Annotated in this window: 13 protein-coding genes and 2 tRNA genes; 4 read left to right on the top strand and 11 right to left on the bottom strand. The window is 61.8% G+C overall.

Features of this window, described 5'->3' with window-relative positions:
* Nucleotides 1-7 precede the first annotated feature (7 nt).
* Both V7Z56_RS08390 and V7Z56_RS08385 read right to left on the bottom strand, forming a co-directional pair.
* Nucleotides 8-949, bottom strand: coding sequence for an alpha-E domain-containing protein (locus V7Z56_RS08390; protein WP_334128943.1), 942 nt, complete (start codon nucleotides 947-949; stop codon nucleotides 8-10).
* Between the two features lie 7 nt (nucleotides 950-956).
* Nucleotides 957-2384, bottom strand: a complete 1428-nt coding sequence (locus V7Z56_RS08385; protein ID WP_334128941.1) for a circularly permuted type 2 ATP-grasp protein — start codon at nucleotides 2382-2384, stop codon at nucleotides 957-959.
* Between the two features lie 227 nt (nucleotides 2385-2611).
* Between V7Z56_RS08385 and V7Z56_RS08380 the strand changes: the two genes are divergently transcribed.
* The 4 genes from V7Z56_RS08380 to V7Z56_RS08365 all read left to right on the top strand — a co-directional run bounded on the left by V7Z56_RS08380 (nucleotide 2612) and on the right by V7Z56_RS08365 (nucleotide 3617).
* Nucleotides 2612-2685, top strand: a tRNA-Cys gene (locus V7Z56_RS08380).
* A 166-nt stretch (nucleotides 2686-2851) separates the two neighbouring features.
* Nucleotides 2852-3109 (top strand): hypothetical protein, encoded by a 258-nt coding sequence (locus V7Z56_RS08375; RefSeq protein ID WP_334128940.1) that lies wholly within the window; start codon nucleotides 2852-2854, stop codon nucleotides 3107-3109.
* 114 nt (nucleotides 3110-3223) lie between these two features.
* Entirely contained in the window at nucleotides 3224-3415 is a 192-nt protein-coding gene (locus V7Z56_RS08370; protein WP_334128939.1) for a YqaE/Pmp3 family membrane protein, read from the top strand.
* 126 nt (nucleotides 3416-3541) lie between these two features.
* Nucleotides 3542-3617, top strand: a tRNA-Asn gene (locus V7Z56_RS08365).
* Nucleotides 3618-3929: 312 nt separating this feature from the next.
* Here the strand turns inward: V7Z56_RS08365 and V7Z56_RS08360 are convergent.
* The 9 genes from V7Z56_RS08360 to V7Z56_RS08320 form a co-directional block, all read right to left on the bottom strand.
* Nucleotides 3930-4235, bottom strand: a complete 306-nt coding sequence (locus tag V7Z56_RS08360) for a type II toxin-antitoxin system HicB family antitoxin (RefSeq protein ID WP_334128938.1) — start codon at nucleotides 4233-4235, stop codon at nucleotides 3930-3932.
* Between the two features lie 83 nt (nucleotides 4236-4318).
* Nucleotides 4319-5242 carry a LysR family transcriptional regulator gene (locus tag V7Z56_RS08355; RefSeq protein ID WP_334128937.1) on the bottom strand — a complete coding sequence of 308 codons (924 nt, stop codon included), beginning with the start codon at nucleotides 5240-5242 and terminating at the stop codon, nucleotides 4319-4321.
* A 321-nt stretch (nucleotides 5243-5563) separates the two neighbouring features.
* Complete coding sequence (locus V7Z56_RS08350) at nucleotides 5564-5761, bottom strand: hypothetical protein (protein ID WP_334128935.1); 198 nt, start codon at nucleotides 5759-5761, stop codon at nucleotides 5564-5566.
* On the bottom strand, nucleotides 5752-6090 hold the full coding sequence (locus V7Z56_RS08345; RefSeq protein WP_334128934.1) for a hypothetical protein: 339 nt from the start codon (nucleotides 6088-6090) through the stop codon (nucleotides 5752-5754). Before V7Z56_RS08345 ends, V7Z56_RS08350 begins: the two co-directional genes overlap by 10 nt.
* The gene (locus V7Z56_RS08340; RefSeq protein WP_334128933.1) at nucleotides 6080-6298 is read right to left on the bottom strand and encodes a hypothetical protein; all 219 of its coding nucleotides are present in this window, start codon (nucleotides 6296-6298) and stop codon (nucleotides 6080-6082) included. Before V7Z56_RS08340 ends, V7Z56_RS08345 begins: the two co-directional genes overlap by 11 nt.
* Nucleotides 6295-6759, bottom strand: a complete 465-nt coding sequence (locus tag V7Z56_RS08335) for a hypothetical protein (RefSeq protein WP_334128932.1) — start codon at nucleotides 6757-6759, stop codon at nucleotides 6295-6297. The genes V7Z56_RS08340 and V7Z56_RS08335 overlap by 4 nt, the downstream gene beginning before the upstream one ends.
* Before the next feature lie 135 nt (nucleotides 6760-6894).
* On the bottom strand, nucleotides 6895-7830 hold the full coding sequence (locus V7Z56_RS08330) for a ketopantoate reductase family protein (protein ID WP_334128931.1): 936 nt from the start codon (nucleotides 7828-7830) through the stop codon (nucleotides 6895-6897).
* 119 nt (nucleotides 7831-7949) lie between these two features.
* Nucleotides 7950-8696, bottom strand: coding sequence for a hypothetical protein (locus V7Z56_RS08325; RefSeq protein WP_334128930.1), 747 nt, complete (start codon nucleotides 8694-8696; stop codon nucleotides 7950-7952).
* 85 nt (nucleotides 8697-8781) lie between these two features.
* On the bottom strand, nucleotides 8782-9177 hold the full coding sequence (locus V7Z56_RS08320) for a hypothetical protein (protein WP_334128929.1): 396 nt from the start codon (nucleotides 9175-9177) through the stop codon (nucleotides 8782-8784).
* Nucleotides 9178-9386 lie beyond the last annotated feature (209 nt).

Genomic DNA, 9386 nt, shown 5'->3' with positions numbered 1-9386 from the left:
ACGCGTCTCATCCGCTGAACCGGTAATCCTGCTCGATCTGCGCCGCAAGCTCCATATTGTCACGAATGAAGACGGTGAGAAATTCGTGCAGGCCATAGTCGAAAATCTCGGCGATCGAGCTTTCCTTGAACCGCGCCAGCACCGGCGCCGCCTTGTCATGACAGGGAAGGCGGAGGCCATACTCCTCCTCCAGATAGCCGAGATTGGCGACAATCGTCGCATAGCAGAAGGTCAGCGAGCGCGGCAGGCGGCGATCGAGAATGAGAAATTCGGCGATGCTCATCGGGTTGACATCGCCGGGATTGAGCCAGCGGAAGGCGCGCTGCGCCGAGACCGAGCGGAGGATCGATTCCCACTGCACGTTATCGAGCGAGGAGCCGACGAAGGAGGCGGACGGCAGCAGCACGTAATATTTCACATCGAGAATGCGCGCCGTGCTGTCGGCCCGCTCGATCAGGGTGCCGAGCATCGCGAAATCGAAAATATCGTTGCGCAGCATCGTCCCGTGCAGCGCGCCGCGGACCAGCGTGCTCTCGCGGCGGATCGCCGTCAGCACATCGGGAAGGTCGCGCTCGGAGACGGGGTTGGCGAGGATTTCTTTCAGCGCGATCCAGCAGTCATTGGTCGCCTCCCACACTTCGCGCGTCAGCGCCGTGCGGACAAGCCGGGCGTTGTTGCGCGCCGCCTCGATGACCGAGAGGACGCTCGACGGGTTGGCCTTGTCGCGCAGCAGAAAATCAATCACATACGGGGCGCGGTACTGATCGAACTTCTCCTTATAGGCGCCGCTTACCCCCGCCGTCGCCACGACGGAGGCCCATTCGCTCTCCGCCGCGCTTGAGCGGGTCAGCGCAATGCGAAAACCGGCATCCAGGAGCCGCGCGGTGTTCTCGCTTCGCTCAAGATAGCGGAACATCCAGAACAGGCCCCCTGCGGTTTTTCCGAGCATCGCGCCGCTACTCCTCCAGAACCCAGGTATCTTTCGTGCCGCCGCCCTGGCTGGAATTGACGACGAGCGATCCGGCCTTCAGCGCAACACGCGTGAGGCCGCCCGGCGTGATGCTGACCTGCGTCGGCGAGACCAGCACGAAGGGGCGCAGATCCACATGCCGCGGCACCAATCCCTTTTTCGTCAGCACCGGCACCGTCGAGAGGGCAAGTGTCGGCTGCGCGATATAATTGCCGGGCCGCGCCTTCAGCTTGGCGCGGAAGGCGGCGAGCTCGCGCTTGCTCGCGGCAGGGCCGACCAGCATCCCGTAGCCGCCCGAGCCATGCACTTCCTTCACCACCAGCTCATCGAGATGATCGAGGACATATTTGAGCGCATCCGCTTCCGCGCAGCGCCAGGTCGGCACATTCTGCAAGATCGCCTTCTCGCCGGTATAGAATTCGACAATCTCCGGAATATAGGAATAAATCGCCTTGTCATCGGCAATGCCGGTGCCGGGCGCGTTGGCGATGGTAATCCCGCCGGCGCGGTAGACATCCATGATCCCGGCGACGCCGAGCTGCGATTTCGGGTTGAAGGTGAGCGGATCGAGGAAATTATCATCGACGCGGCGATAAAGCACGTCGATCGGATCATAGCCGCGCGTCGTGCGCATGGCGATCCGCCCGTCAACGACGCGAAGATCATGCCCCTCCACCAGCTCCGCACCCATCTGGTCGGCGAGGAAGCTGTGCTCGAAATAGGCGGAGTTGTGGATGCCGGGGGTGAGGACCGCGATCACCGGCTTGCCCGTTGAGGCGGGCGGCGCGCAGTCGCCGAGCGAGCGGCGGAGGTTTTTCGGATAGTCGCTGACCGCCCGGACCCGGATCTCGGTAAAGAGCTCGGGGAACATATGCAGCATCGTCTCGCGGTTCTCCAGCATGTAGGAGACGCCCGACGGCGTGCGCGCATTGTCTTCCAGGACGTAAAACTCATTCTCCCCCGTCCGCACAAGATCGGTGCCGACGACATGGGTGTAGACATTGCCGGGCGGCGAGAAGCCGATCATCTCAGGCAGGAACGCATCGTTGTTCGCGATAATCTCAAGCGGAATGCGCCCGGCGCGGATGATCTCCTGGCGGTGATAGATATCATGCAGGAAAGCGTTGATGGCGCGCACCCGCTGCTCGATCCCGCGCTCGAGCCGGGCCCATTCACGCGCCGAGATAATGCGGGGAATAATGTCGAAGGGGATCAGCCGCTCCGCCGCCTCTTCGCGGCCATAGACATTGAAGGTAATGCCGGTGCGGCGAAAGAAGGCTTCGGAGGCGGCGGATTTGCGCCGGAGCCGCGCCGGCTCCTCGGTATCCAGCCATTTCTGATAGTCCGCGTAAGGGTAGCGGACCCCTCCCGCCTCCCCGTGCATCTCATCAAAAATCGGTGTCGTTTCTCCCATAGCAGAAAGAGTAATTTAATTATGCTGCGGTGCAAACAAAAAAATGCAGGAGGAGACGCGAGTTATGAGCCGTCGAGCGCGCGCCGCCTGCGCCCCGCCCGCAGGTGACTTAACCGGCAGCCGCCGCGCAAAATCTTTGCATGCAGGCTTGACAGCGGCGGGCATCGCGTTGCATATGAGCGGTCTGCCGGTGCCGCCTTGCGCCCGCCGGTACACCACGAGAGTGAGGCCTGGTGGCGGAGTGGTGACGCAGCGGATTGCAAATCCGTGTACACCGGTTCGATTCCGGTCCAGGCCTCCAATTCTCCCGCCTCTTTCTCCCCCGTATACCAGGCCCTTATGTCAGGCATCCGCCTGCGCACGCAAGGCCGCCCACAACACCGCCGCGCTCACAAAACCGGCCGCTCGCGCGTTTGATGGGGAGAGAGCCTGCCCGCAGGCATTCATTCACCCCGATGGAGATGTCCATGTCCCTCCTCACCGCGCTCCTGCTGCCCGCGCTTGTCTTCTTTCATATCGGAAGAAAGGGCCGCGGCATCGTCGCCCTGGTTCTGCAACTGACGCTGATCGGCTGGCCGATCGCCGCGCTCTGGGCGATTTTCATGCTCTACTGGCCGCGTCGGGCCGCGTCCGCCGACGCGCCGTCTGCGGCGGCCCCCAATCCAGCGAAGCCGCAGGCCAGAAAGCCGCCCGCCGCGGCGCCGAAGCGCAAAGGCAAAAAATAGCCGCCCCGCTCCGCTTCTTCTGGACAACCCCCCGATCCTGATTATATAGGCAGCGATTGCCAGCCGGATCGCGGATGGCTAAACTATAGGCACCATTCGTCATCGGGGTATGTCATGAGACTGATCATTGCGCTTATTCTGCCGTTTCTCGTCTTCTTCACGATCGGCAAGCCGTTTCAGGGGATTCTCTGCCTGATCCTGCAGATCACGCTGATCGGCTGGATTCCGGCCGCGATCTGGGCCGTCTATGCGCTCAGCCAGTATAACACCGACAAGAAGATCGCCGAGGCGCACGGCAAAGGCTGACGCGCCCGCCTCTCTCCCCGCCAGCCCCGCCCGGTGCGGAAATTTTTGCCAAAATGGCAAAACAGGGCTTGGCAGGGTGAGACGCACTTGCTATAAGCCGCCAACCCGCTAAAATGCGGGCCCTGATCCCCGATAGCTCAGTTGGTAGAGCAGCTGACTGTTAATCAGCCTGTCACAGGTTCGAGTCCTGTTCGGGGAGCCAATACGCTAACTGGTTCAACCACTTAGCAACCCGCTTTGTCAAAGGTTTGTCAGCTCATCCGATATGGCTGACAAACTTTGACAAGGTATCCGACGTATCTAGGTCACCTTGGGTTTTGAGTAGCCAGGCGCCGAATCTACATTTTCCCTGCCTTGCGCCACTTTTTCCAAGATTTCCACAACACTCGAAACTTCCCTTCCCGCGAGGAAACCGGACTTTCCCATCAGGGAGTTCACGGCCTGTCACGCCTGCCGGCTCCCAAAATCGCAATGACTTCACACGGTTGATATTAACCGCGACAGAAATGATTATTTAACGGCCGCGGCGCGCAAGCTCCGCACGCGCCGCGCCCGGCCCCGGAAGGCTCACCGGGATAAGGACGATGGCGGAGAAATCGCTTTCGTTGCGTTCGATATCGGTGATATCCGTCGCCGGCGGAAATGCCTCTTTATCCTCGATCATACCCTCAATATGCAGTTGCAGGGCTTCGCGGCCGCCCTTTACGGCCGCATCGACGGTATCTCCCACCGACACGCATCCCGGAAAATCCGGGAACCAGATCCCGTACGAACTGCCTTCGTCTTTGCATACGACGCCTGGATAAACGACCTGTTTCATGTCCTCTCCCCTCTTGCCCTTGTGGCGCTGCCCCTCTTTGTCGATATATATACTACATAACGAAGTGCGCGATCTTTATGTCATCAGCCAAGCCCATCCAGCGCATGTGATTTCGGGCGGCCGCCCTTCCCCTTCAGCTCCTCGACGATCATTTTCAGCAGCACGAGCGCGGCGGGGCTGAGGGGCCAGTCGCGGCGGGTGATGATGCCGACGGGGCGGAGCACATGCGGCGCGTAGAGCGGGATGGCGACAAGGCCGTCCATGTTCACCGCCTTGAGGTAGGAGGAGAGAATCATCCCGATCCCCGCCCCCGCCGTGACCAGCGCGGCGACCGTCTGGATCAGCGATGGCTCCATCACCGGGCGGAAGCTGATGCCGGTGCCGGCCAGCGCCATATCGACACTGTAGCGCACCCCCGTATCGGTCGCGAGGGCGATAATCTCCTCGCCGGAAATATCCTGCCAGGTGAGGCTGCCGCGGGCGGCGAAGGGATGCGCGCGCGGCGCGAGCAGCATGATCTCATCGTCATAGATCTTCTCGAAATTGAGATTATCCATCTTCGGCGGCTGTGATCCGATGCCGAAATCGGCGACGCCCTCGCGCACCTTCTCGACCACCGTCCCCCACACACTGTCGATGACCTGCAGCTTGACGCGCGGATAAAGGCGGCGGAACTCGACGAGGAGCGGCGGCAGCTGGTTGGCGGCGACCGAAGGAAAGGCCGCAACGCTCACCCGCCCCGCCTTCAGATCGGAGAGATCGCGCATATGGCGCACCGCCGCGTCCATCTCGCCGACCGCCTTTTCCGCGAGTGGCAGCAGGATCCGCCCCATGTCGGTCAGGCGCACATGCCGCGTGCTGCGGGTGATCAGCCGGACGTTGAGCTGCGCTTCAAGCTGCTTGATCAGCAGCGACAGCGACGGCTGCGTCATATGCAGCTCCTCTGCCGCGCGGGTGAAATGCAGATGCTCGGCAACCGCAACGAAGGCTTTGAAATGGCGGTACATTCTCGTCTCCGAATTAATACAGAATATCTATTAATAACGCATAAATTATTATTTATCATATCAATCGATGCAAGATAAGGTGCGTCCTGCAAGCGAAATTGAGGAACCGGAAAAACAACAAAACGAATTTACATGGCGGACGGCCGCAAGAAACGGGAGGGCTTCTCGCGATCACCGAACCGGCAGACGGAAACCTGATAATCGCTTTAGAGATAAATAAAAAGACCAGGGGAGAGCGCCGCAAGCGATCTCGAACAGGCAGCATAAAGGGGGCGTAATGCCCCCTTTAATCTTTTATGGGCCCGCCGCCGCCAAGGCGTTTCACGCCGCGCCTTCATCCCCCCGCGCGAGCGCCGCATCGATCGCGGCGCGAAGGCGGCTCCCCTCCTCGCCGAGGCGGGAGAGAATCGCTTCCGCCTCCGCCGGGGTGAGGTGGCCCTTCTCGGCGCGGAGTGCGGCGTTGATCAGAAACGCCCCGCCCTCGATCAGCGCGATAACCGTTGCCGATGTCACTTCCATGTCGTTCCCTCCCTCGCAGCCCTCTCGCGCGCGGCAAGCAGCAGCGCCGACTGATCGGCGAGGCGGCGGAGCGCGGCAGTGAAATCCTCATCCGCCTTGCAGCTTTCCTCAACTGTCAGCGAGGCGGCGCGAAGGCTTTGCAGCGTTGCCGGATCGCGGAGCGTGCCTGCGGCCACCTGGCGCTCCAAATGCCGCATGGTGGTCGCAAGACCATCGCAGGCAAGCAAAAGCTGGTCGCGCTCGGGCAGGCGCGCGAAGGGCGACGCGCAGGCCGCGAGCGCAAGCGTTGAGGCGACCAGCACCAAAGCCGCCCTGCCCCTAGCGCTCATCCTGCACCCCGCCCATCGGATCCTTGTCCGCCGCCGCCGCATCCGTCCGTCCGATGGCGGCGCGGATGGTCATGGCGGTGAGCGCGGCGAAGCAGGCCTCGATCATGTCCTGCAGCGGAATTTCATCGAGCAGGTAGCTTCCGGCCGCAGATATCATGGCGAGCACCGCCGTCACATATGTCTTCTTGCCCTTGAGATAGCTCTTCATTGGGGTCCTCCTTCGGTTTGAAATCGGGCGCAGGCGAGATATTTCGCCACCGTGCCGCGCCCGTGCACGGTGTTGTAGTAGCGCTTCCAATAGGCCGCCTGCCCCGCCCGGTCGGCCGGGATGGGCGCCGGCACGCGCCAATAATGCAGGCGGCAGATGGCGGTCGCGAATTTGAGGTTCCAGACGATCTGCGAAGCATCGGGAAGGCCAGATCCTGCGATCAAAGGGCGGAGCCGCGCGAGGATATCGGGCCGGGCGCGGACATATTCCAGGATATCGGCGTAGGTTGCCGGCTCGCACTGGTAGAGGCCGAGCGCCGGCCCACGGATCTGCCGAAGATGCCTGAGGCCGCTCTCGACGAGCGCGGTGCCGAGCAGCAGATCCTCCGCGGCGCGCCCGCCCATATTGAGCGCGCCGAGCGTCGGGCGAATAATGAGGTCGCGAAATATTTCCGGGTCCATCGTCTCTCCTCCTCTCCCGTTGAGGCACAAAAAAAGCGCCCCTCGGGCGCCCCGTAACCGGCAATAAAAAAGGGCGCTGCCCGCCGGCAAGCGCCCTTTCCCGATGCTCCGCCCGAAAGCGGGGCTGCCTCTCTTTTAGATCACCGGCGTGCCGTCCCGATGCGGGCGGAGCAGCGCGTAGGCCATCTTGTGAACCGGGCTTTCCAGCCCATGCTTCTCGCTCTCGCGCACGATCCAGCCGATGATCGGCTCCAGCTCCAGCCGCTTGCCGCGGTCGAGATCCTCGAACATCGAGGCGCGGGTCTTGGGGCTGGTCGAGGTGCGGGTGATCTCGACCTGCTTCTCGGCGATGCTGTCGGGCACATCTGCGCCCTTGGCGCGGCCGAGCGCCGCGACTTCCTTCATCGCGGCAAGATAGAGCTCCTGCATCTCCGGATGGACGATCCAGCCGCCGACGGGCAGTCGCGTCAGGCTGCACATCGCGTGAAACGGCGCGAGCACGACATATTTCGCCCAGATCTGCCGCATCGGCTCCTCAAGCGCCTGAATATCCGTCCCCTGCCCGCGGAGCGCACCCGCAAGCTCGTTATGGAGCGCCATGTCGCGCGGATGGTACGGCCCGAAATAGGAGCGCGTGCGCGTGCCCGTGCGGCGGATATGCCCGGGCTTATCCAGCACGGCCGGGATATAGGTGACGCCCGGCGAGACCCGTTCCGCGCCGAAGGTCGCGACCAGGTGATCGATGCCGTAAAAGCCGTTCTGCATGCTGATGATTTCGGTTTTCGGGCCGATCATCGCCTGCATGTCGGCGGCCGCCTGCTCGCTGTCGTGGCCCTTGACGACGAACAGCACCGCATCGCAGACGCCAAGCTCCGCCGCCTTGTCGGAGACGGCAGCGAATTTGACGTTGAGATCGCCCTCCTCCGAGGTGATGGTGAGGCCGTTCTCGCGCATCGCCGCAAGATTGGCCCCGCGCGCCAGCACGACGACCTCATATCCCGCCCGCACAAGCTGGGCCGCAAAATATCCGCCGATCGCGCCCGCGCCGACCACTCCGATTTTCAGCGTCATGTATGATTATCCTTTCCGCTTTTCCGCATTTTTATTGTTATCCGCCCATCTGCCGCTGCAAAACGCCGGGGGGCGGCATAGACGCTAGAAAAATTCATGGCCGAGGGCAAGCGGCAATGTCACGCCGGCGCATCCGTCGCCGTCACCTGCACCCGCCCCACCGCCTGCCGGTAGAGCAGCGAGACGAAAGAAATACTGACCGCCAGCACGAACGGCAGGATCAGATAGCTTGAGAGCAGATAAAAGAGCAGCCCCGCCGCCGCCGGCCGCTGCATCAGCACCAGCAGAAGCAGCGGCAGATAGATCAGGCAGTAGAGCCCGACCACCGCGACCAGCCCCAAAAGCAGCACGCCGAGCAGCGGCAGGAACATGTCGATCACGACTTGCGCAAAGCGCAGCGGGCGGATCGGCTGATCGAGCGCAATCGCCGGAAAAATGAACATCAGCGGCAGGTAGCAAAGCAGCAGCAGCGCGATGAACAGAAGCAGCGACGCCCGCGCCTCGCCGCCGCCGCTCGCGGTATAAATTCGCGCCAGCAGATATGTCACAATCGCAAAACCGACCATCGCCCCGGCATATTTTATCTCCCGAAGGCCAAAGCCGAGCCCGAAACCCCGCGCCGCCCGCTCACTCGGGAGCAGCGTGTAGCGGTGCCAGTAGACGGCGAAAATCGCATAGAGAATGTCATTCATGACGAGACGGAAATATTTCGCATCGGCAAGAATATTCGTCTCCGCCCAGGCGATCAGCCCCGCCATCATGATCACCGGCACCGCCCGGATCAGGCAGGCATAGCGATGCGCAAGAACGAATCGAAAGGCCTCAAGCAGCGCCGCCGCCGGCCGTAACGTCGAAAGAGCCTCCATCGGGCCAGCATAGCGGCTTGATACTTAAGCAATACTTAAATAATCGATGGTTTGTGATAACGGCGCGCCGCGTCCCCGCCTGGCGTCAGCCGTCATCCTCACTTGAGCCGCTGCGATGGCGGCTGAGATAGAAGAGCCCGGCAATGGCCACGCCGAACAGAAGGAGCGGCAACGGCGAAAAAGCGCCGATGGAGGCCTCTTTCCGCCGCTCAAGGGGTTGTTCTTCCGCGGCCGCCTCCTGCTCCTTCACGATGCGCGCAAAACGCGTCGATTCGGGCGTCACCATCAGCGCGAGCGACGGCACGGTCGGGGCGGCATGGCGCGCCTTGAGGCAGTCTGTGCGCTCCTGTACAGACAGGGCATTGGCGCAGGAAAGCGGATTTGCCTTGGCGGCGGCGGGGGCCGCCGCGCCTGCGACGAGCAGGGTTGCCAGAATGAAAATAGCCAGGCGTGACCGGTAAGGCTCTGATCCGACAGACATCTGCTGTCTCCAATGAGTAAATTTTTCGGCGCCGATACGCACCAAGAATATAACTGGTTGAAATAAAACAACTATTATAGTGCTGAGAATGGCGCTGATTATACCACAAATTTGTGGAAAATCGAGCGGTTTGTGAAATATATATTCTGCTGACATCGTCGGGCAAGGCCCCCTGGCCTGTCGCTCTTATTGCTCTCATTCGCTGTGTT

The organism is Sneathiella sp. (genome assembly GCF_036844445.1).
Classification (GTDB): Bacteria; Pseudomonadota; Alphaproteobacteria; order Sneathiellales; family Sneathiellaceae; genus Sneathiella.
This window is presented reverse-complemented; position numbering and strand designations above follow the sequence as displayed.

Excerpts from the sequence above, each read along its gene's own strand:
- V7Z56_RS08390 (WP_334128943.1), bottom strand. The coding sequence starts at position 949 with ATGCTCGGAAAAACCGCAGGGGGCCTGTTCTGGATGTTCCGCTATCTT.
- V7Z56_RS08385 (WP_334128941.1), bottom strand. The coding sequence starts at position 2,384 with ATGGGAGAAACGACACCGATTTTTGATGAGATGCACGGGGAGGCGGGA.
- V7Z56_RS08375 (WP_334128940.1), top strand. The coding sequence starts at position 2,852 with ATGTCCCTCCTCACCGCGCTCCTGCTGCCCGCGCTTGTCTTCTTTCAT.
- V7Z56_RS08370 (WP_334128939.1), top strand. The coding sequence starts at position 3,224 with ATGAGACTGATCATTGCGCTTATTCTGCCGTTTCTCGTCTTCTTCACG.
- V7Z56_RS08360 (WP_334128938.1), bottom strand. The coding sequence starts at position 4,235 with ATGAAACAGGTCGTTTATCCAGGCGTCGTATGCAAAGACGAAGGCAGT.
- V7Z56_RS08355 (WP_334128937.1), bottom strand. The coding sequence starts at position 5,242 with ATGTACCGCCATTTCAAAGCCTTCGTTGCGGTTGCCGAGCATCTGCAT.
- V7Z56_RS08350 (WP_334128935.1), bottom strand. The coding sequence starts at position 5,761 with ATGGAAGTGACATCGGCAACGGTTATCGCGCTGATCGAGGGCGGGGCG.
- V7Z56_RS08345 (WP_334128934.1), bottom strand. The coding sequence starts at position 6,090 with ATGAGCGCTAGGGGCAGGGCGGCTTTGGTGCTGGTCGCCTCAACGCTT.
- V7Z56_RS08340 (WP_334128933.1), bottom strand. The coding sequence starts at position 6,298 with ATGAAGAGCTATCTCAAGGGCAAGAAGACATATGTGACGGCGGTGCTC.
- V7Z56_RS08335 (WP_334128932.1), bottom strand. The coding sequence starts at position 6,759 with ATGGACCCGGAAATATTTCGCGACCTCATTATTCGCCCGACGCTCGGC.
- V7Z56_RS08330 (WP_334128931.1), bottom strand. The coding sequence starts at position 7,830 with ATGACGCTGAAAATCGGAGTGGTCGGCGCGGGCGCGATCGGCGGATAT.
- V7Z56_RS08325 (WP_334128930.1), bottom strand. The coding sequence starts at position 8,696 with ATGGAGGCTCTTTCGACGTTACGGCCGGCGGCGGCGCTGCTTGAGGCC.
- V7Z56_RS08320 (WP_334128929.1), bottom strand. The coding sequence starts at position 9,177 with ATGTCTGTCGGATCAGAGCCTTACCGGTCACGCCTGGCTATTTTCATT.